At 71.4% G+C, this 20036-nt stretch carries 20 protein-coding genes, 1 tRNA gene and 1 pseudogene; 9 read left to right on the top strand and 13 right to left on the bottom strand.

The genetic code is table 11. The features are described from left to right. Positions 1 to 46 precede the first annotated feature (46 nt). A tRNA-Leu gene (locus ACIRB7_RS15955) sits at positions 47 to 134 on the top strand. A gap of 55 nt (positions 135 to 189) precedes the next feature. On the opposite strand, the pseudogene ACIRB7_RS15950 reads toward ACIRB7_RS15955, so the two are convergent. The 3 genes and pseudogenes from ACIRB7_RS15950 to ACIRB7_RS15940 all read right to left on the bottom strand — a co-directional run bounded on the left by ACIRB7_RS15950 (position 190) and on the right by ACIRB7_RS15940 (position 1913). Continuing rightward, positions 190 to 916 (bottom strand): annotated as a pseudogene (locus tag ACIRB7_RS15950) (class I SAM-dependent methyltransferase). A 71-nt stretch (positions 917 to 987) separates the two neighbouring features. Next, the gene (locus ACIRB7_RS15945) at positions 988 to 1476 is read right to left on the bottom strand and encodes a hypothetical protein (protein WP_403598134.1); all 489 of its coding nucleotides are present in this window, start codon (positions 1474 to 1476) and stop codon (positions 988 to 990) included. Between the two features lie 5 nt (positions 1477 to 1481). Further along, positions 1482 to 1913: an ATP-binding protein gene (locus ACIRB7_RS15940; protein WP_403598131.1), complete on the bottom strand. Its 432-nt coding sequence runs from the start codon at positions 1911 to 1913 to the stop codon at positions 1482 to 1484. A 272-nt stretch (positions 1914 to 2185) separates the two neighbouring features. On the opposite strand from ACIRB7_RS15940, the gene ACIRB7_RS15935 reads away from it, so the two are divergent. The 3 genes from ACIRB7_RS15935 to ACIRB7_RS15925 all read left to right on the top strand — a co-directional run bounded on the left by ACIRB7_RS15935 (position 2186) and on the right by ACIRB7_RS15925 (position 4191). After that, positions 2186 to 3061, top strand: a complete 876-nt coding sequence (locus ACIRB7_RS15935; protein WP_403598128.1) for a helix-turn-helix transcriptional regulator — start codon at positions 2186 to 2188, stop codon at positions 3059 to 3061. Next, on the top strand, positions 3062 to 3298 hold the full coding sequence (locus tag ACIRB7_RS15930) for a DUF397 domain-containing protein (RefSeq protein WP_015037566.1): 237 nt from the start codon (positions 3062 to 3064) through the stop codon (positions 3296 to 3298). It abuts the gene before it with no gap. A 74-nt stretch (positions 3299 to 3372) separates the two neighbouring features. Continuing rightward, positions 3373 to 4191 carry an SAM-dependent methyltransferase gene (locus ACIRB7_RS15925; protein WP_403598125.1) on the top strand — a complete coding sequence of 273 codons (819 nt, stop codon included), beginning with the start codon at positions 3373 to 3375 and terminating at the stop codon, positions 4189 to 4191. A gap of 77 nt (positions 4192 to 4268) precedes the next feature. Here the strand turns inward: ACIRB7_RS15925 and ACIRB7_RS15920 are convergent, their stop codons facing one another. Together ACIRB7_RS15920 and ACIRB7_RS15915 are read right to left on the bottom strand one after the other, a co-directional pair. Next, entirely contained in the window at positions 4269 to 6158 is a 1890-nt protein-coding gene (locus ACIRB7_RS15920; protein ID WP_403598122.1) for a M64 family metallopeptidase, read from the bottom strand. 78 nt (positions 6159 to 6236) lie between these two features. After that, positions 6237 to 7604, bottom strand: a complete 1368-nt coding sequence (locus ACIRB7_RS15915; protein ID WP_403598119.1) for a 6-phospho-beta-glucosidase — start codon at positions 7602 to 7604, stop codon at positions 6237 to 6239. Between the two features lie 113 nt (positions 7605 to 7717). Between ACIRB7_RS15915 and ACIRB7_RS15910 the strand changes: the two genes are divergently transcribed. Then, on the top strand, positions 7718 to 8161 hold the full coding sequence (locus ACIRB7_RS15910; RefSeq protein WP_403598117.1) for a YchJ family protein: 444 nt from the start codon (positions 7718 to 7720) through the stop codon (positions 8159 to 8161). Positions 8162 to 8185: 24 nt separating this feature from the next. Here the strand turns inward: ACIRB7_RS15910 and ACIRB7_RS15905 are convergent, their stop codons facing one another. The 3 genes from ACIRB7_RS15905 to ACIRB7_RS15895 all read right to left on the bottom strand — a co-directional run bounded on the left by ACIRB7_RS15905 (position 8186) and on the right by ACIRB7_RS15895 (position 12051). Next, positions 8186 to 10282 (bottom strand): MDR family MFS transporter, encoded by a 2097-nt coding sequence (locus ACIRB7_RS15905; protein ID WP_403598114.1) that lies wholly within the window; start codon positions 10280 to 10282, stop codon positions 8186 to 8188. Between the two features lie 62 nt (positions 10283 to 10344). Then, entirely contained in the window at positions 10345 to 10596 is a 252-nt protein-coding gene (locus ACIRB7_RS15900) for a hypothetical protein (protein WP_403598111.1), read from the bottom strand. 396 nt (positions 10597 to 10992) lie between these two features. Beyond that, positions 10993 to 12051 carry an ATP-dependent DNA ligase gene (locus ACIRB7_RS15895; protein WP_403598108.1) on the bottom strand — a complete coding sequence of 353 codons (1059 nt, stop codon included), beginning with the start codon at positions 12049 to 12051 and terminating at the stop codon, positions 10993 to 10995. Between the two features lie 52 nt (positions 12052 to 12103). Here ACIRB7_RS15895 and ligD point away from each other — a divergent pair, with 52 nt between their 5' ends. Both ligD and ACIRB7_RS15885 read left to right on the top strand, forming a co-directional pair. Further along, positions 12104 to 13126, top strand: coding sequence for a non-homologous end-joining DNA ligase (ligD, locus tag ACIRB7_RS15890; protein WP_403598105.1), 1023 nt, complete (start codon positions 12104 to 12106; stop codon positions 13124 to 13126). A gap of 110 nt (positions 13127 to 13236) precedes the next feature. Continuing rightward, positions 13237 to 14127 carry an alpha/beta fold hydrolase gene (locus ACIRB7_RS15885; protein ID WP_403598102.1) on the top strand — a complete coding sequence of 297 codons (891 nt, stop codon included), beginning with the start codon at positions 13237 to 13239 and terminating at the stop codon, positions 14125 to 14127. A gap of 20 nt (positions 14128 to 14147) precedes the next feature. Here the strand turns inward: ACIRB7_RS15885 and ACIRB7_RS15880 are convergent, their stop codons facing one another. Then, positions 14148 to 14828, bottom strand: a complete 681-nt coding sequence (locus ACIRB7_RS15880) for a TetR/AcrR family transcriptional regulator (protein WP_403598100.1) — start codon at positions 14826 to 14828, stop codon at positions 14148 to 14150. Between the two features lie 131 nt (positions 14829 to 14959). Here ACIRB7_RS15880 and ACIRB7_RS15875 point away from each other — a divergent pair, with 131 nt between their 5' ends. Beyond that, positions 14960 to 15235: a WhiB family transcriptional regulator gene (locus ACIRB7_RS15875; RefSeq protein ID WP_403598827.1), complete on the top strand. Its 276-nt coding sequence runs from the start codon at positions 14960 to 14962 to the stop codon at positions 15233 to 15235. Positions 15236 to 15318: 83 nt separating this feature from the next. Here the strand turns inward: ACIRB7_RS15875 and ACIRB7_RS15870 are convergent, their stop codons facing one another. The 3 genes from ACIRB7_RS15870 to ACIRB7_RS15860 all read right to left on the bottom strand — a co-directional run bounded on the left by ACIRB7_RS15870 (position 15319) and on the right by ACIRB7_RS15860 (position 17649). Continuing rightward, positions 15319 to 16293 (bottom strand): acyl-ACP desaturase, encoded by a 975-nt coding sequence (locus ACIRB7_RS15870; RefSeq protein ID WP_403598097.1) that lies wholly within the window; start codon positions 16291 to 16293, stop codon positions 15319 to 15321. A 228-nt stretch (positions 16294 to 16521) separates the two neighbouring features. Next, entirely contained in the window at positions 16522 to 16785 is a 264-nt protein-coding gene (locus ACIRB7_RS15865) for a hypothetical protein (RefSeq protein WP_403598094.1), read from the bottom strand. A 12-nt stretch (positions 16786 to 16797) separates the two neighbouring features. Then, positions 16798 to 17649, bottom strand: a complete 852-nt coding sequence (locus tag ACIRB7_RS15860; RefSeq protein WP_403598091.1) for a helix-turn-helix domain-containing protein — start codon at positions 17647 to 17649, stop codon at positions 16798 to 16800. 155 nt (positions 17650 to 17804) lie between these two features. Between ACIRB7_RS15860 and ACIRB7_RS15855 the strand changes: the two genes are divergently transcribed. Next, on the top strand, positions 17805 to 18278 hold the full coding sequence (locus tag ACIRB7_RS15855) for an ATP-binding protein (RefSeq protein WP_403598088.1): 474 nt from the start codon (positions 17805 to 17807) through the stop codon (positions 18276 to 18278). On the opposite strand, the gene ACIRB7_RS15850 is transcribed toward ACIRB7_RS15855, so the two are convergent. Beyond that, positions 18275 to 19918, bottom strand: coding sequence for an ABC-F family ATP-binding cassette domain-containing protein (locus ACIRB7_RS15850; protein ID WP_403598085.1), 1644 nt, complete (start codon positions 19916 to 19918; stop codon positions 18275 to 18277). The two genes, ACIRB7_RS15855 and ACIRB7_RS15850, sit on opposite strands and share 4 nt — an antisense overlap. Positions 19919 to 20036: the final 118 nt, after the last annotated feature.

Below are 20036 nucleotides of genomic sequence, written 5' to 3'. Positions count from 1 at the left end.
AGTTACATCTGTCGCCGCGAGGGAAACCCGCAGCGACAGACACCTGGTCCGGGTGGCGGAATGGCAGACGCGCTAGCTTGAGGTGCTAGTGCCCTTTATCGGGCGTGGGGGTTCAAGTCCCCCCTCGGACACCAGCAGAAATGCCGGTCGATCTTCGGATCGACCGGCATTTCGCGTTTCCGCCTTCGATCAGGCCGGCCGGTCCCCGTTCTTCCGCGCCACCACCAGCCGGCACCGGGGGCTTCCGTCCTCCCTGCGGCCCAGGGTCTCCACCGGGGTGAGGGAGACGTCGAAGCCCGCGTCCCGCAGGCGGGTGCGGACGTCCGGGAGGCGGAAGGTGCGGTAGTACATGACGAACGGCGGGCGCCAGACGGCGTTGCGGACGCGCATCGCCGCGTCGAAGCCCCACAGGATCCAGTAGAGGCGGGAGCCGACCGGGGGCGGGGCCGGCAGGGGGAAGGCGAAGGTGCCGCCGGGGCGCAGGGAGGCGTGGACCTGCGCGAAACAGGGTGCGCTGGGCGTCCGGGAGGAAGTGGCCGAAGGCCCCGAAGCTGACCGCCAGGTCGAAGACCGGGGCGAAGGGCAGAGCCAGGGCGTCGGCGCGGACCAGGTCGGCGGTGGGGTGGGAGTCGCGGGCCCGGGCCAGCATGCCCGTACTGAAGTCGACGCCGGTGATCCGGCCCGCGCAGACCGCGCGGAGGACGCCGAGGCCGGCGCCGGTGCCGCAGCAGACGTCGAGCCCCGAGTCGAAGGGGCCGAGGGGTTCCAGGGTGCGGGTGACGGCGGTCAGGAGGCGGTCGGAGGTACGGAAGGGGGTCGCGTCGAAGGTGTCGGCGAGCAGGTCGTAGCCGTGCTCGACCGAGGAGAGGGCCTGGGCGGTCAGCTCGCGGAGGCTGGGACCCTGCGGGGTGAACATGCTCCCGACCCTATGCCGTCCGGGCCCGTACGGTCAGGGCGATCCCCGGCCGCCCGGCAGGATCCGTACGGTCAGAGCGAGCTGCTGACCGGCGGCGCCGTCCACGACGGGGCGGTTCCCGTCAGCTGGCAGACCAGCAGGTAGAGGGGGATCGGCGGGGTGTAGGGCGAGGTGCCGTCGGGGTGGTGGATGAGGCGTGGTCGGCGGTTCGGGATCTCGGCGCCCGGGGCGTAGCAGCCGGGCAGGGGCCAGGTCAGATCGTGGTCGGAGCCGGCCGGGACCAGCCACCACCACCAGTCGGAGTCGGCGTAGACGCAGCCGTTGACGGGGAGGCGGGAGAGGATCTTGAAGCCGAAGCGGGCGGGGACGCCGACGGCGTCGCGGCCGAGGCCGGTGTGGAGGCCGGCGGGGACGGCGAGGCGGGTGACGCCCAGTGCCCGGGGCCTCGCGGAGCCACGCGTGCCGGTGAGGAGTTCCGGTGAGCGGCGGGGTTCCGGCACGCGGCCGGAGTCGGGGGACCTGCGGGTCCCCGGCAGCAGCGGGAACATGCGGGTGGCCATCGACCTCAGCACGGTTCCCCCATGCCGTGGGCCAGCTCCGCCCAGACGATCTGTGCCGTGCCGTGTCCGGTGCGGTCGGCGCCCCAGGCGGTGCACAGCGCGTCGACGATGAGGAGCCCGCGGCCTCGTTCCTCCTCGCCGCAGTCGCGTATCCGCGGTCCCGCCGGACCGCCCTCGTCCCGCACAGCTATCCGCAGCGTCTCCTCGTCCTCGCGAAGTTCGCAGATCACCCGGTCGCTCGCGGTGTGGACCACGGCGTTGGTGAGGAGCTCGGAGACGACCAGGGACACCGTGTCACGTATGTCGGGGCCACAGCCCCAGAGGATGAGCCGCTCCTCGGCGAGTCTGCGGGCGCGCGCGACGGAGGCGGTGAGGGCCGGGAGTTCGAAGGCGAAGCGGCGGACGGTATCGGCGTGCGGCTGCGGGCGCTGGGCCATGACCCTGGGGGCTCGAGGGCTCAAGAGACCTGAAGGCTGCGCGTTACCAGAAGCCACGACCGGTTCCTCACAACAGTGGGGCAGGACTGCCGTACGGCGCTGTCGCCGTGGCGCGGTGGCGCACGGCGACAGCGTGTACTGGTTCACCGGATCACTGTCCTCCTGAGTCGGACACTTGGCAAGTGGCACTCTGAAAATTGCAGAGTGCTGTGTTCTCTCTGGCGCGGCTTCGTGTCACACTCGTCGAAACAGTGCGTCGGGGAGGTCTGAGAGTGAGCGAGCCGCGGTCCGCCCCCACGGTGGGACAGGTCGTTCTCGGGAGGCGCCTGCAGGATCTGCGGGAGCGAGCCGGCCTGAAGCGGGAAGAGGCCGCGAAGATCCTCCGGGTGGCCCCGGCCACCGTCCGGCGGATGGAGACCGCCGAGGTCGCGCTGAAGATTCCGTACGTGCAGCTCCTGTTGAAGGAGTACGGGATCACGGACTCCGAGGCGGAGGGTTTCATCGCCCTCACGGAGGAGGCCAACCTTCCCGGCTGGTGGCAGCGGTTCCATGACGTGCTGCCCGGCTGGTTCTCCATGTACGTGAGCCTTGAGGGGGCCGCCAGCCTCATCCGGGCGTACGAACCCCAGTTCATCCCCGGTCTGCTCCAGACCGGCGACTACGCCCGCGCCATTCTGCGCAGTGGGGCGGTCGGTGGCGGCAGCGATGCCGACAAGGACGAGGAGACCGAACGGCATGTAGCCCTGCGGATGGAGCGCCAGTCCCTGCTGACCAGGGAGGACGCCCCGAAGTTCTGGGTGATCATGGACGAGACGGTCTTCCGCCGACCGGTCGGCGCAGGGCCCGAAGTGATGCGCGACCAGCTCGACCGGCTGCTCGAAGCGTCCGAGCTGCCGAACGTCACCCTGCAGATCGCGGAGTTCGCGTCCGGCCACCACCCCGGCACCTACGGACCGTTCGTCCTCTTCCGCTTCGCCATGCCGGAGCTCCCGGACATGGTCTACAGCGAGTACCTGACCGGCGCCGTCTATCTCGACGCGCGCCCCGAGGTGGCATCCCACCTGGAGGTCATGGACCGCATGGCGGCTCAGGCCGCGACTGCACAACGCACGAAGGAGATTCTCCTGAATCTCCGCAAGGAGCTGTGAATGGATCGCATATACAACGGCATGCCCGCCGCTGAGCTCGGTGCCGAAGGCTGGCACAAGCCCTGGAGCGGCGGGAACGGGGGCAACTGCGTGGAGGCCATGAAGCTGGCCGACGGCAGAGTCGCCGTGCGACAGTCCGCAGACCCTGAAGGACCCGCGCTCATCTACACCCACGGGGAGATCGCCGCCTTCATCCAGGGGGCAAAATCCGGTCAGGCTGACTTTCTCCTCACCTGACCCCTTCCGCCCCACCCCTACCGTCGCGTAACTCTTGCTCCAGCGCCACTCGTTCACCCCGACCAGGAGAGCCGATGACCCAGGACCCCGCAGCCCAGCGGAGCGAGATACGCATCGACACCAGCACGCCGCACCCGGCGCGCATGTACGACTGGTTCCTGGGCGGCAAGGACAACTATCCGGTCGACGAGGCGATGGCCCGCCAGCTCCTCACCGTCGACGCCCGGGGCCGGGACATGGCCCGCGTCAACCGGGCCTTCATGCACCGCGCCATCCGCTGGCTCAGCGCCCACGGCGTCCGCCAGTACCTGGACGTCGGTACGGGCATCCCGACCGAGCCCAACCTGCACCAGATCGCGCAGGAGGCCGCGCCGGAGTCCCGCATCGTCTACTGCGACAACGACCCGATCGTGCTCGCGCACGCGGCCGCCCTGCTGCGCTCGACCCCACAAGGGGCCACCGAGTACATCCAGGCGGACGCCCGCGATCCCGAGATCATCCTCGAAAGGGCCGGAAAGGTCCTTGACTTCGACAAGCCGATCGCGCTGTCGATGCTCGCCCTGCTGCACTTCGTCGGGGACGAGGACGGCGCGTACGAACTGGTCCGCAAGCTCGTGGACCAGCTGGCACCGGGCAGCTACCTGGTCCTCTCGCATGTCACCGGGGACTTCAACCCCGAGGGCGCGGCGCAGGCGGCGGCGATGTACAAGGCGCGCGGCCTGACCCTGCGGCCCCGCTCGCGGGACGAACTGGCCGCGTTCTTCGACGGCATGGAGTTCGTCGAGCCCGGCGTCTCGCTCACCGCGGAGTGGCACCCGGAGCTGGGCGAGCCCGTCCCGGTCCCGGGCGACGAGCCCATCCCGGGCTGGGCCGGCGTGGCCCGGAAGCTCTGACCCGACGGGAACAGCGCGCGTGAAGGCCCGCGGATCCTCCGGTCCGCGGGCCTGATCCGTATGCGGACCGACCCGTGTCAGCGCCCCGGCGGCACCAGCGTCACCCGGAAGCCCCGTGCCGGGCTCACGTTCCCGGCCGCGTCGATCGTGCGGTACTCGATCTCGTGCGTGCCGTAGTCCGGGGTCGCGTCGTCCCACGGCACCGCCCGGCTACGGCCCAGCTTCCCGTACACGAGGTCGTCGATCACCGTGCCGCCCGGCGTGAAACGGAACGGCGCGTCCGCGTCCGTCGGCCAGCCGTAGTACGTGTACCAGCCGTCGCCGTCCACCCGGAACTGGCTCACCACCGCGCCCTCCTCGTTGTCCCGGGCGGTCAGCCGCATCGTGAACGGGCCGTCGTAGACGTACTCCACGGGCCGGCCGGGGCGCCGTACCGTACGCAGCGGCTCGGACAGTTCGTACGCGGAAGTGGCCGGCCGGGCGTCCACCGTCCAGCGCAACTCCTCGTCCCCGCCCGCGAGACGGGCGGTCAGGGTATGGGTCCCGGGAGTCAGGCGGAGTCGACCCAGTTCCAGGTCACGGTCGTTGGGGCCGGTCGCCACCGGCCGTCCGTCGAGTCGCCACCGCACGGCCGGTGTGCCGTCCACCGGGTGGGTGGTGTCCGCGTGGACGACGGTCCGGGCTCCGACGGGCGAACCGGTGGGGGTGTGGCCGGTGAACGCGGCCCCTGTCCCGTCCCGCTCGGTCGTGAGGGCCGGGTCCACCGTCCAGCTCACCGTACGCGTGAGGGCGGCGGAGGCGCGGACCGCCGGGTCGCGGACGAAGGGCGTCGGGTCCGTGACCGTCGCCGTGAGAGTGTGCTGACCGGGGGAGAGCCGCAGTTTCCGCAGGTCGACCGTGCGGGCGCCGTGCGCGGGGAGCGTCCGTCCGTCGAGGCGCCAGGTCACGGTGAGCGCGCCGCCCACGGGGTGCAGGGTGTCCACCCACACCGTCCGGTCCGCCCCGAGGGGTGCCGTGTTCGGCGTGTGGTCCTGGACCAGGTTCACCTTCGCGGAGATCGCCTGGACCATGACCTCGCGCTCCACCTGGTCGAAGGAGTAGCCGAGGGTCTTCATGAGCGAGTGCCGGCTCGGGCGCCAGACACCCTTCGTGCTGTACAGGCCGCCCTCGTGGCGTCCGATGACCCCGCCCGACTCGCTCTCCTCACCGAGCCAGCGCCACCACTTGGCCCGCCGCTCCCGCATCTGATCTTCCGTCATGAGGGTGTGGTGGGCGGAGGAGGGCTCAGGTCCGGAGTAGGCCTCGCCGGGGACGCCCCGCGCGTAGTAGTCGTACTCGTCCTGGAGGCCGCCGAGCGAATGCCCGATCTCGTGCGGGGTGATGAGCGAGGAGAGCGCGTTGCCGCCGGACGCGGTGGCGTAACCGCCGCCCGCGCCCCCGTAGGTGGAGCTGTGCGCGAGGGCGACGACCTGCCGGTTGGCGCGGCTCGTGCCGGGGACGAGATCGGCGAGGGCGGCGGCCTTCCGGCTGTCGACGGTCAGCAGTCGCTGCACACTGTCCGGATCGCAGCCGCCCCAGAAGCCCATGTCGAGCGCGGTGTCACGGGTGGGCGCGTCCAGGCCGGGGTCGCAGTCCACACCCGACTCGGCCGAAGGGGCCTCCACCGCCCACACGTTGATGTACGAGCGGTACGAGGCGAAGGGCTCGATGCTCCACAAGGTGTTCAGATGCCGTTCGAGGTCCGCCCGGAACACCGGCATCTCCGCCGCGGTGTAGCCGTCGCCCATGAACACCAGGTTGAACCGCCGGTCGGCGGGCCCGGTGGTCTGGACGGGGACGACGACCGGACCGTCCCCCCGCGTCGGTGTCTCCGCCGCCGCCGGCGCCGTGCCCACCAGAGCGGCGGCCAGCAGGCAGGCGGTGACAAGGCGGGCGGTGACCGGGCGGGCGGCAGCGAGGCGGGCCACCTCTCGTCGAACACCTTTGTTCTGTGAGGTCATGGGGCGCGAGCCTAGGCCGCGCCCCCGACGCCGTAAAGATGTTCGTCAGCCGTACAGGCGGGTGTCGGCTCGGCGCCGTAGGTACGCCAGACCCGGGTGCTCCGCCGTGTAGCCGTCCACGAGCCGACGGGCCACGGCCACCGAGTCGACCAGCGGATGCAGGGCGAAGGCCTTGACGGCGGTCGCCCGGGAGCCGCTCTCCGCCGCAGCGAGGACCTCCCGCTCCACCGCCTTCACCGCCGTCACCAGGCCGACCGCGTGGTACGGCAGCGGGGACACCGACACCGGATGGGCGCCGTTCGCGTCCACGAAGCACGGCACCTCGATCACGGCGTCCGCGTCGAGCGCGGTGAGGGTCGTGCCGTTGCGCACGTTGAGGATGAGTGTGGTCCGCTCGTCGCGCGCCACCGCTCGCATGAGGGCGAGCGCCACCTTCTCGTAGCCGCCCGACTCCAGGTCCTCCTCGTCGCGGTCCCCGATCCCGGCGGCCTCCCGGTTGGCCGCCATGTAGGTGGCCTCGCGGTCGGCGAGCGTACGGTGCCAGGCGGCCAGGGCGGGCGTGTCGTGCTTCCCCATCTGCTGGTAGAAACCAGCCTGTTGGTCGCGGAGGTAGGCGCCGCGGGTCCGTTCGGCGGACCGGTAGGCGTGCACGGCCTCCCGGTTGAAGTAGTAGTAGTGCAGGTACTCGTTGGGAATCGCGCCGAGCGAACGCAGCCACTCCGCGCCGAACAGCCTGCCCTCCTCGAACGAGCCGAGCGCCTCCTCGTCGGCGAGCAGCCTCGGCAGCTCGTCGCGGCCGCCGATCCGCAGCCCGCGCAGCCAGCCCAGGTGGTTGAGGCCCACGTAGTCGATCCAGGCCTCGTCCGGGTCGGCGCCCAGGATGCGGGCGACGCGGCGGCCGAGCCCCACGGGGGAGTCGCAGATGCCGACGACCCGGTCGCCGAGGATCCGGGACATCGCCTCGGTGACCAGGCCCGCCGGGTTGGTGAAGTTGATGACCCAGGCGTCGGGGGCGAGTTCCGCGATCCTGCGGGCGATGTGGACCGCCACGGGCACGGTCCGCAGGCCGTACGCGATGCCTCCCGCCCCCACCGTCTCCTGACCGAGCACGCCCTCGGCGAGCGCGATCCGCTCGTCGGCCGCCCGGCCCTCAAGGCCGCCGACCCGGATGGCGGAGAACACGAAGTCCGCCCCGCGCAACGCCTCGTCCAGGTCCGTCGTCGCCGTCACCCCGGGTGCGTCCGGCACCCCCTCGCCCTGCTCCGCGAGGACCCTGGCGATGGCCGAGAGCCGTCCCTCGTCGAGGTCGTACAGGGTGACGTGGGTGACCCGTCCCTCGGCGTGGTCGCCGAGGAGAGCCCCGTACACCAGCGGCACCCGGAACCCGCCGCCTCCGAGAATCGTCAGTTTCATGCTCGTACGCTACTCGGACACACCCGCTGAGCAGCGGGATTCCGGCCGGGCGTCCACGGAGGCGTCCACATGCCGGGCGCGGTCCCGCGTCGCCCGTGGGGGACAATGGCGGCATGTCCCGACGCAAGCCCCGCCCCCGTACGACCGCCGCCGCGGCCCCCGCCGTGACCGCGGCCTCGCCCTGCCCCTGTGGGCTCGACGCCCGGTACGGCGCGTGCTGCGGACGGTTCCACGCGGGCACGGGCGGCACGGCGCCCACGGCCGAGCTGCTCATGCGGTCCCGCTACAGCGCCTTCGTCGTCCGCGACGAGGCCTATCTGCTCCGCACCTGGGCGCCGGAGACCCGTCCCGGTGAGGTCGACTTCGACCCGGGCATGCGCTGGACCGGCCTGGAGATCGAGGGAGCCACCGAGGGCACGGCGTTCCACAAGGGCGGCACCGTCACCTTCACCGCGCGCTACGTCCACGACGGCGAGCCCGGCGCACTGAGCGAGCGCAGCCGCTTCGCCCGCCACGAGGGCGCCTGGGTGTACGTGGACGGCGACATCGCCCCGTAGCGGCGAAGCCGCTCCGGGGCCGCGTCAACGCACCCCCGCCTTGACCGTCTGCCGTCCTCCGGACGGCAGGCCGCTCGCGAGGTCCTCGGCGACGAACTTCTTCGCGATGGCGTCCGTCGCCACCCGCAGTTCGGGTCCGCTCGGCCGGCCGCGTTCCTGCTCGACCCGGTCGGACAGCCAGTCGCCCCACGCGTGCGTGATGACGTCCGCCTCCCGCTTGCCGGCCGGCGTGTGGGAGAGCAGATTGCCGTCGCGGGTCAGGAACCCCTCGTCGACCATCCGGTCGAAGACCGGCAGGAGCACCTCGGGCGGGATCCGCCGGCCCGACGAGATCAGACCCAGGCTCGCGTGCCCGACCGTCCGGGTGAAGAGTTCGACCTGCATGACCGCCCAGGCCCCGGCCGGGTCGAGCCGGGTGTCGGAGGCGGCGACGATCCGCCGGGCCGTGTCGACGTCGAGACGGCGCAGGATACGGCCCACGGACAGTTCGAGGAGCTTCGCCGAGTCGCCCGCCGTGGTGGGGGAGGCGAAACCCTCGCCCATGTCGGGTGCGGCGGCGCGCGCCGAGTCCCGGAGTGTCACCTGCTTGAGGAAGAGCGCGACGACGAAACCGACGGCGGCCACCGGCACGGTCCAGAGGAAGACGGTGTGGAGGGTGTCGGCGTAGGCGTGGACGATCGGCTCCGCGACCTCGTCCGGCAGGCCGTGCACTCCGGCCGGGCTCTGCGCCGCCTGCCCGAGTCCGGCCGGGTCCACACCGGTGCTCCCCGCGACGGCCGATGCCTCGCCGACCCCGGCGGCGAGATTGGGCTTCAGGGAGTTGACGTAGATCGTGCCGAAGACGGCGGTGCCGAAGGAGCTGCCGAGCGTACGGAAGAAGGTGACGCCGGAGGTGGCGGTGCCGAGGTCGGCGTAGTCGACGGTGTTCTGCACGGCGATGGTCAGGACCTGCATGCACAGGCCGATGCCGACGCCGAGCACGAACATGTACAGCGACGCGAGCCAGGTGCTGGTGCCCGGTTCCATGAGGGACAGCAGGTAGAGCCCGAGGCCCATCACCAGGCAGCCGGCGATCGGGAAGATCCGGTAGTGGCCCGTCTTGCTGACCACGTTGCCGCTGAAGATGGAGGCGATGAGCAGGCCGACGACCATGGGCAGGGTGCGGATGCCGGAGACGGTGGCCGAGTCCCCGTCGACGTACTGGAGATAGGTCGGCAGGAACGTCATCGCGCCGAGCATGGCGAAGCCGACGACGAAGCTCAGCACGGAACACACGGTGAAGACGGGATTGCCGAACAGGCGCATGGGCAGCATGGGTTCGGCGGCGCGGGTCTCCACCCAGCAGAACAGCGCGAGCGCGAGGAGGCCGCCGACGAAGAGGCCGATGATGACCCCCGACGTCCAGGCGTACTCGTTGCCGCCCCAACTGGTGGCCAGGATCAGGGCGCTGGCACCGGCGGCGACGAGCGCGATGCCCGCGTAGTCGATGACGGGCCGGCTCGCCGAGCGTACGGAGGGGATGGTGCGGGCGGCGGCGATGACGACGAGGATCGCGATGGGCACGTTGACGTAGAAGGCCCAGCGCCAGCTGAGGTGGTCGGTGAACAGGCCGCCGAGGAGCGGCCCGATGACGGTGGAGACGCCGAACACGGCCCCGATCGCGCCCTGGTACTTGCCGCGTTCGCGCAGCGGGATCACATCGGCGATGAGCGCCATCGAGGTGACCATGAGGCCGCCCGCGCCGATGCCCTGCAGACCGCGCCAGACGATGAGCAGCGTCATGTTCGTGGCGAGTCCGCAGAGGAACGAGCCGGTGATGAACACGACCGCCGAGATCTGGAAGATCACCTTGCGGCCGAAGAGATCGCCGAACTTGCCGACGAGGACGGTCGCGACCGTCTCGGCGAGCAGATAGGCGGTGACCACCCAGGACATGTGGGCGGCGCCGCCGAGGTCCGAGACGATCGTGGGCAGCGCGGTGCCGACGATCGTCTGGTCGAGGGCGGCGAGGAGGACACCCAGCATGATGGTGCCGAAGACGATGTTGCGGCGGCGGCGGTCGAGGACGGGCGGCTCGGTGGCGGCCGGGGGCGCGGGCGCTGCGTCGCTGGTCGTGGTCACTCTCGCAGCGTCACACCGGCCCCGTCCGGGTGCATGCGGGGGTCCGCCGAACGGGCGGGCCGTCAGGGGGTGACGGGCAGCTTCGGGTGGTGCTTGGCGAGGATCTTGTTGGCCCGCGCGAGCGCGGCGAGCGCGTGTTCGCGGTCGGCCCGGTCCTCGGTGCACAGCGGCCCCCGGAACCGGTACACCTCGCGTGCCGCGCAGTCCGCGTCGACCTCGGCCTGGAGGACGTGCAGCGGCAGGCAGGCACCGATCAGCGCGGCCACACGGTCGGGGATCGGGACGGGGACGAGGCGCGAGGGCGAGGTGATCACGGGTCAGTCCTAGCGGTTCGGGGAAGGGTACGGAAAGGGGTGTGGAAGGGTGTTCTCTCCATACGTACCGGATCGCCGTACGGGTTCCGGTACGGCGATGTCCCGGCGGGGCAACGACGAGACGGCCCCGCGGAGGCGCGCGCGGGAGCCGGGGCGGGGGGAGTGGGCGCGGGCACCGGGCGGGCACGGGGACGTTCCCGCAGGTACGGGGGCGGGTGGCCGTCGCCGCGATGCGCAGCGCTCCTGCGTTTCGCGCGCGCGTACGGCGAACGCGTTGCCGACGAGGGGAGGTTGGGGCGCGGTCGGGCTCCGAGCGAATGTGAAGCATCTCACTCGGCGGAATGGCGTATTCCGGACGACCGTCGACTCGATCCTCGCCGAGGGCGACCGCCGTTCCTACCGGAGGATGTCCGACAGGTCGTACGAGGCCGGCTCGTCCAGCTGACCGTAACCACAGGACTCCGGCGTCCGGTCCGGGCGCCACCGCTTGAACTGCGCGGTGTGGCGGAAGCGGTCACCCTCCATGTGGTCGTACCCCACCTCGCAGACCCGCTCGGGCCGTAGCGCCACCCACGACAGGTCCTTCTTCCCCGACCAGCGGCTCGGCGCACCCGGCAGCCGTGCCCCCTCGTGCGCGGCCTCCTCGGCCCACGCCGCCCACGGGTGACCGGCCGGCGGGTCCATCCGGAGCGGCTCCAGCTCCCCGATCAGCGCGGCACGCCGGACCGCGGTGAACGCCGCGCACACGCCGACGTGCTGGAGGGCGCCCTTGTCGTCGAACAGGCCGAGCAGCAGCGAGCCGACGACCGGCCCGCTCTTGTGGAAGCGGTAGCCGGCCACCACCACATCGGCCGTGCGCTCGTGCTTGATCTTGTACATGAGCCGGGCGTCCGGCCGGTACGGCAGGTCGAGGGGCTTGGCGATCACTCCGTCGAGGCCCGCGCCCTCGTACCGCTGGAACCAGCTGCCGGCCAGCTCGGCGTCCCGGGTCGCCGGGGCCAGATGGACCGGCGCGTCGACGCCGGCGAGCATCCGTTCCAGCGCTTCCCGGCGCTCGCTCAGGGGGGCGTCGAGCAGGGAGACGTCGCCGAGGGCGAGCAGGTCGAAGGCGACGAACCGCGCCGGGGTCGTCTCCGCCAGCATGCGGACCCGGGAGTCGGCCGGATGGATCCGCTCGCTGAGCCGGTCGAAGTCGAGCCGGCCCTCGTGCTCGATGACGATCTCCCCGTCGACCACGCACCGCTCGGGCAGCCGGGCCGCGAGCGCCTCGACCAGCTCGGGGAAGTAGCGGGTGAGGGGCTTTCCGGTACGGCTGCCGATGACGAGCTCCGGTCCGTCCCGGTGCACGATCGCCCGGAAGCCGTCCCATTTCGCCTCGTACTGCATCCCGGGCGGAATGTTTTTCACGGACTTGGCGAGCATCGGTTTCACGGGCGGCATGACCGGAAGATCCATGAGGTGATTGTCCGGTATGCGGGAGTTGTCTGCGAGCCCTAGGCTGACCGGCATGGCAGGCAAGGCGGCAGCGGTGGAGTTGGAAGTCGGCGACCGGACCGTGCGCGTGTCCAATCCGGACAAGGTCTACTTCCCCGAACCCGGCTACACCAAGCTCGACATGGTCAGCTACTACCTGGCCGTGGGGGACGGCGTCACCCGCGCCCTGCGCGACCGCCCCACCACGCTGGAGCGCTACCCCGACGGGGTGACCGGCGAGTCGTTCTTCCAGAAGCGGGCGCCGAAGAACCTGCCCGACTGGATCCCGACCGCCCACATCACCTTCCCCAGCGGCCGGTCGGCCGACGAGCTGTGCCCCACCGAACCGGCGGCCGTGCTCTGGGCCGCCAACCTCGGCGCCGTCACCTTCCACCCCTGGCCGGTACGACGGGACGACACCGACCACCCCGACGAACTCCGCATCGACCTCGACCCGCAGCCCGGCACCGACTACGCCGACGCCGTCCGCGCCGCCCACGAACTGCGCGCCGTCCTCGACGAGCACGGACTGCGCGGCTGGCCGAAGACCTCCGGCGGGCGAGGGCTCCATGTCTTCGTGCCGATCCTGCCCCGATGGACCTTCACGCAGGTCAGGCGGGCGGCCATCGCCTGCGGCCGGGAGCTGGAGCGGCGGATGCCGGAGCGGGTCACCATCAAGTGGTGGAAGGAGGAGCGCGGCGAGCGGATCTTCGTCGACTACAACCAGACGGCCCGGGACCGCACGATCGCCTCCGCCTACTCCGTACGCCCGCGTCCGCACGCCCCCGTCTCGGCGCCGCTGCGGTGGGAGGAGGTCGACGACGCGGTGCCCCAGGACTTCGACATCAAGAAGATGCCGGTCCGGTACGCGGAGGTCGGCGACGTCCACGCGGACATGGACGACGAGCGCTTCAGCCTGGAGTCCCTGCTCGAACTGGCCCGGCGGGACGAGGCGGAGCACGGCCTCGGCGACCTGCCGTACCCGCCGGAGTACCCGAAGATGCCGGGCGAGCCGAAGCGCGTCCAGCCGAGCCGGGCGAAGAAGGAGAGCGGCTGACCGGAAGGCGGGCCGGCGTTCCCCGCCGGGCCGCCTCACCTGTGACCCTGAAACAACACGAACGGTCGTGCTAGCATTTTTCCCACCCAGGACGACCGAGGAGATCCGGCATGTACCCGATGGCTCCGCTCATCCGCACTGCCTTGAACGCCACCGCCCGCGTCGCCCCCGGGCCGGCCGGACGCTGGGCCTTCCACCTCTTCGTCCGCCCGCTCGGACGGGCGCGCGTCAGGCCCGAGGAGCAGCCCCTCCTCGCCTCGGCCCGCACCGGACACCTCCAGGTCCGGGGCAAGGACGTCGTCACCTACGCCTGGGGCGACGGCAGCCGGCCCGTCCTCGTCGTCCATGGATGGTCCTCGCGCGCCTCCCGCCTCACCGCCCTCATCGAGGCGCTCCTCGCGCGCGGCTACAGCCCGGTCGCCTTCGACGCGCCCGGCCACGGCGACTCACCGGGGCGGGCGAGCAACATCGTCGAATACCGGGGGATCATCAGGGAGTTGCACGCCAGGCACGGCGACTTCGACGCCGTCGTGGCGCACTCGTTCGGTGTTCTCGCCGCCCTCTTCGCCCTCAGGGACGGCGTCCGAACGGCCCGCTTCGTCGGCCTCGGCGGAGTCGGCTCCTTCGACCTGCTGCTCGCGGGCTTCCGGGCCGGACTCGGGCTGGACGAGCGGGTCGTCCGGTGCATGCGCGACCACGTCGAGCGGCGGATCGCGCCCGGCGAACCCGGCATCTGGGACCGTTTCGGCGCCGACCGGGACCCCGGCGAACTCGGCGCGCCCGTCCTGCTGTTCCACGACGAGGGCGACGACATGGTGCCCCTCGCCCAGGCGCGCCTGCTCGCCCGGGCGCACGGCGACCGGGCCCGGCTCGTCGTCACGCGGGGGCTCGGCCACCGCCGCATCCTGACGGACCCGGCGGTCGTGGCAGAGGCGGTGGAGTTCCTGACGGCTCCGGCGGGCGAGCCGGCGCCGTCGCAGGAACCGGTGACGGCCGGCTGAGGGGTGGGGATGGACGGTTCCTAGGCGTTGTCCATGCCGGCCAGGCCCCGGTCCGTGGCCGAGGCCCGCAGGCGGGCCGTGATGCCCCGCTCGGCGCGGGCGTAGGTCCGGGTGTCGCCGAAGAGCACGGACTGCGCGTTCGCCGCCTCCATGAGGGCGATCACCTCGAACGCCAGCTGCTCCACGTCCAGGTCCTCCACGAAGTCGCCCACGGCCCGCGCCTCCGTCAGGGCCCGTTCCATGTAGGCGGTCCAGTCATGGCGGGTCCGGGCGACGGCGTCGTGCACCGGACCCGTACGGGCGTCGAACTCGGCCGAGACCGCGTAGAAGAAGCATCCGCCGGAGAACACCCGGTCCGAGGAGTACGTCAGCCAGTTCCGGCACAGCTCGCGCACCCGGCGCGCGCCCGGCGGCACGTCCTCCAGCGGCGTGACCACGCGGTCGGCGAAGACGGCGACGGCCGCTCTGATCGTCGCGAGCTGGAGCTCCTCCTTGGAGCCGAACAGCGCGAAGACGCCGCTCTTGCTCAGGTTCAGCTCGGTCGCGATCCGCCCCAGGGACAGTCCTTCGAGTCCCTCGACCGAGGCGATGTCCATCGTCCGGCCGAGCACGAGGCGCCGGGTCTGGTTGCCGCGCTCGACGCGCCCGTCCGTCTTGGTCCCGCTGCCGGTGCCGGTGCCGCTGCCGGTGCTGCCGCTCATGCGCCCCATGATACTGACCGCACGACCGTACGGATATCTCCCCGGCCCGCGGCCCCCGGCGTCCGGTATCCGCCATTGATCGAACGTTGATGGCGTGTTTACGGCACTACGGGAGTGTGTCTCTCATGCAGATGGACATGCGGATGGACATGAACCCGCGGATGGATACCGACGTGCTGACCGCCCCCGACCTCTCGTGGCGGGAGGACGCCCTGTGCGCCCAGGCGGGACCGGAGTTCTTCTTCCCGGCCCCCGGCTCGTCGACGCGCGAGGCGAAGCAGCTGTGCGGGGCGTGCGAGGGGCGCCTGGCGTGCCTGGAGTACGCGCTGAGCCACGACGAGAGGTTCGGCGTGTGGGGCGGGCTCTCCGAGAAGGAGCGCGTACGGCTCAAGCGGCAGAGCCACTGAACCGCGTACGGCTCAAGCGGCAGAGCCACTGAACCGCGGGCGCCCCGTCGGAACCGGCCCGCCCCCGTCGCGTCGCCGGTGACTCAGCCGGCCGCGCGTGCGGCCATGCGGGCCTTGCGGGCCGCGAGCTTCTCGTCGAACTTGCTCGCCTCGCTGTCGAGCCCGTTCATGTACAGGCCCAGCTCCTCCTGCGCCTGGAGGCCCTCCGGGCCGAGGCCCTCGATCTGGAGGACCTTGAGGAAGCGCAGGACGGGCTGGAGGACGTCGTCGTGGTGGATGCGCATGTTGTAGATCTCGCCGATCGCCATCTGCGCGGCCGCCCGCTCGAAGCCGGGCATCCCGTGTCCGGGCATCCGGAAGTTGACCACGACGTCCCGAACGGCCTGCATGGTCAGGTCGGGGGCGAGCTCGAAGGCCGCGCCCAGCAGGTTCCGGTAGAAGACCATGTGCAGGTTCTCGTCGGTGGCGATGCGGGAGAGCATCCGGTCGCAGACCGGGTCGCCCGACTGGTGGCCGGTGTTCCGGTGCGAGATGCGGGTCGCGAGCTCCTGGAAGGCCACGTACGCCACGGAGTGCAGCATCGAGTGCCGGTTGTCCGACTCGAAGCCCTCGCTCATGTGGGCCATCCGGAACTGCTCCAGCTTGTCCGGGTCGACGGCGCGCGAGGCGAGGAGGTAGTCGCGCATCACGATGCCGTGACGGCCTTCCTCGGCGGTCCAGCGGTGCACCCAGGTGCCCCAGGCGCCGTCACGGCCGAAGAGGCTGGCGATCTCGTGGTGGTAGCTCGGGAGGTTGTCCTCGGTGAGCAGGTTGACCACGAGCGCGATCTTGCCGATGTCGGTCACCTTGGACTGGGACGGGTCCCAGGCCTCGCCGTCCTCGAAGAGGCCGGGGAAGTTCCGGGCGTCGGACCACGGAACGTACTCGTGCGGCATCCAGTCCTTGGTGACCTTGAGGTGCCGGTTGAGCTCCTTCTCCACGACCTCTTCCAACGCGTAGAGCAGCCGGGCGTCGGTCCACCCTGCCGAGCTGTCGAGGTGGGGAGAGGTGAGCGTCACGAGTACTCCTGGGGACGGAGGGGATGGGCATACAGATATACCTACGGATTCGTAGGTTACGAGACCGTAGGTTAAGGCTCCGTAAGGCGTCGGCCAAGCCCGTCCTGGCGATGTCCGGTTACGTTCCGTTATGCGCGCTGCTCGGGCGGGGTCGCGGAGACGCAGGTCACGTCGTGGACGCCACTCGCGCGACGTCCGGTCGGCTACGCAGCGCAGACGCCCGACCGCTCAGAGCAGATGGTCCGCCGCACCGGCCTTCACCGCCTGGATCAGGGCCCGCAGCGCCTCCACCGAGTCGCTGACGTACGCGCCGGGGGAGAGGGTCGAGCCGATGTACGCCCGGCCCGCGTCGTCGAGTCCGAAGCGGAAACAGTTGGCGCCCTCGCTGCAGAAGGCCTCGCTCCAGTCGATCTCGACAGCGGGGTCGCCGGGCCGGGCGGTGGTGCTGACGGTGCCGGTCGTGACGGTCGTGGTGCCGGTCGTGACGTTCATGGTGGGGGTCCCTCACAGGTCCTGGGCGATGGTGCGGACGAACGCGCGTGACTCGTCCGCGGGCAGGGCGAGCCCGCGCAGCCGGTCCAGCAGACCCCGGTACCGCCGCAGCTGCATGTCGGCGTCGAGGAGGAGGGAGCCGTGGGAGGAGTCGAGCTGCACGGTGTCGAGCTGCGCCACGGGCGCTGCCACATAGGTGAACGACTGCCCCGCTCCCGGGAAACCACCCGCGGTGAAGGGGATGACGCGCACGGCGACGGTGTCCCGCTCGGAGTACGCCAGGACGTGCTCAAGTTGCCCCCGCGCGATCTTCGGCCCGCCGAACTGCATGCGCAGCGCCGCCTCGTGGATCACGGCCTCGTAGGGTACGGGCCGGTCCCGCTCCAGGACTTCCTGGCGGCGGAGGCGGAGGGCCAGCCGGGCTTCCAGGTCGGGTCCTGGCAGTGGGGGGACGGCGGTGTCGAAGACGGCCCGTGCGTGCTGCTCGGTCTGTAGGAGGCCCGGGATGTGGGTGGTTACGGCGGTGTGCAACGCCGAGGCGTGGAACTCCAGTTCGGCGATGTCGATGAGCGCGGGCGGCAGTAGTCCGCGGTGCTCCTCCCACCAGCCCCTGTCCCGCTCGTGGGCCATGCCGGCGAGGAGGTCGACGAGTCCGGTGTCCGGGCAGCCGTAGTTGAAGGCGAGCGTCCGGACGCGCTCGGCGCTGATCCCGAAGCGGCCCGACTCGATGTGCGGGATGCGGGTGCGGTCGACGCCCAGGAGGGCGGCGGCCTGCTGGGCCGACATCCCCGACTGTTCACGCAGTCTGCGCAGTTCGCTCCCGAGTCGCTGCTGGCGCGCGGTCGGACTGCTCCTGGGTGGCACGCTCGGTCTCCCTTTCGTTCTGTGACGTCGATATGGCCGATATGGCATGAGTACCTGCGAGTAGTAGCACTGTGCTCCATGTGTGCGCTACGGTCGGTAGCGCCAGTCTCACACGGGGCTACCGACCGTGTGGAGCTACCCCCCGCACAGGAAAAGTGAGCAACCCGATGAAGGGCGCCCTGCGTTGCCTCCCGACCGCCGCCGCGGCCGGACCCATACCCCCTGCCACGGAGAACCTCAGCTACTCGATGCTCCTCCCAGGAGGCGCCTACTGCGCCGGACTCGCGCGCCGGTCGGTCGAGTCGCTCCTCACCCGGCACGGCCTCTCCGACCTCTGCGAGACCGCCACCCTCGCCGCCTCCGAACTCGTCTCCGCCGCCTACCGGTTCACCCCCGACCGGGAGATGATCCTGAGGGTCCGCTGGCAGTTCGAGGCGCTGCGGATCGTGCTCTACGACCAGCATCCCGCCCACGCCTCGCCCACCGCCGCCGAGGAATGCCGGGACCGCCGCAGCCGCAGCATGTGGCTGCTGGCCGCGGCGGTCGACGCGCACGGAGGGGACTGGGGCCTCGCCCCCGTCCTCACCCCCGGCGGCGGTACGAAGTCCTGGGCGTTACTGCACCGCTAGCGACGTCCCTCCGACAGACCCCTGACCTCCTCCGCCGTCGTCGGCCGCAGCTCACCGTCGAGCAGCAGCCAGCGGGTGATCCCGAGCGACTCAAGGAACGTCACGTCGTGGCTCGCCACGACCAACGCGCCCTCGTACGCGTCGAGGGCCGCCGTCAGCTTCCGTACCGACGCCATGTCCAGGTTGTTCGTCGGCTCGTCCAGCATCAGCAGCTGTGGAGCCGGCTCCGCGAGGAGCAGCGCCGCGAGCGTCGCCCGGAACCGCTCCCCGCCCGACAGGGTGCCCACGGGCTGATCCGCCCGCGCCCCCCGGAACAGAAACCGTGCCAGTCGCGCCCTGATCGCGTTCCCCGTCGCCGTGGGCGCGAACCGGGCCACGTTCTCCACCACGCTCAGCCCGTCGTCGAGGACATCGAGCCGCTGCGGCAGGAAGCGGAGCGGCACCCGCGCCTCCGCCTCGCCCGACAGCGGGAGCAGCTCCCCGGCGATCGTCCGGAGCAGCGTCGTCTTCCCGGCGCCGTTCCGGCCGACCAGCGCGATCCGCTCCGGCCCCCGCAGCTCGAACTCGCCGTTCACCCGGGCCCCGTACAGCAGTTCCAGGTTCCGCAGGAACAGGACCTCGCGGCCCGGCGGCACGGAGGTGCGCGGCAGTTCGACGCGGATCTCGTCGTCGTCCCGCACCGCCTCCACGGCCGCGTCGAGCCGCTCCCGTGCCTCCGAGAGGCGCTCCGTGTGCAGAGCCCGGTGCTTGCCGGCCGAGACCTGCGCCTCGCTCTTGCGGTTGTTCGCCACGATCTTCGGTACGACCTTGTTCTCGAAGCTCTTCTGGCCGTACCGCTTGCGGCGCGCCAACTTCACCTGTGAGTCGCTGAGTTCCCGCTTCTGCCGCTGCACGTCCGCCTCGGCGACCCGGACCATCCGCTCCGCCGCCTCCTGTTCGGCCGCGAGTGCCTCCTCGTAGGCGGACCAGGCGCCGCCGTACCAGGTGACCGCGCCGTCACGGAGGTCGGCGATCTGGTCGACGCGCTCCAGGAGTTCCCGGTCGTGGCTCACCACGACCAGGACGCCGGACCAGCTCTCCACCGCCTCGTACAGCCGCGCCCGGGCGTGCCGGTCCAGGTTGTTCGTCGGCTCGTCGAGCAGCAGGACGTCGGGCCGGGCGAGCAGCAGGGCGGCGAGGCGCAGCAGTACGGACTCGCCGCCCGAGACCTCACCGACGGTCCGGTCGAGACCGACGGCACCGAGCCCGAGCTGGTCGAGAGTGGCGCGGGCCCGCTCCTCCACGTCCCAGTCGTCGGCGAGGGCGGTGAAGTGCTCCTCCGCCGGGTCCCCCGCCTCGATGGCGTGCAGGGCGGCCCGCTTCGCGGCGATGCCGAGGATCTCGTCCACCCGGCGTGAGGTGTCCAGGACCAGGTTCTGCGGGAGGTAGCCGAGTTCGCCGGTGACCCGGACGGTGCCGGAGACCGGGGTCAGTTCGCCCGCGATCAGCTTGAGGAGGGTGGACTTGCCGGAGCCGTTGAGCCCGACGAGCCCCGTGCGGCCGGGGCCGACCGCGAGACGGAAGTCGTCGAGGACCTCGGTGCCGTCCGGCCAGGAGAAGGAGACGGAGGTACAGGTGATGAAAGTGGGGTGATGCGCCATAGGGGCCTCCCGGAGGTGCGAGCGCGAGCGTGACTGGATGCGACGCGTGGAGACACCGGGGCGCGGGCAGTAAGAAGTACGGCTCGTACGCCGAGGTCGAGAACGGCACACGCGGCAC

It is taken from the genome of Streptomyces sp. NPDC093795 (genome assembly GCF_044764665.1).
Classification (GTDB): domain Bacteria; phylum Actinomycetota; class Actinomycetes; order Streptomycetales; family Streptomycetaceae; genus Streptomyces.
The sequence above is the reverse complement of the archived record's forward strand: the minus strand, read 5'-3'. Positions and strand labels throughout refer to the sequence as shown.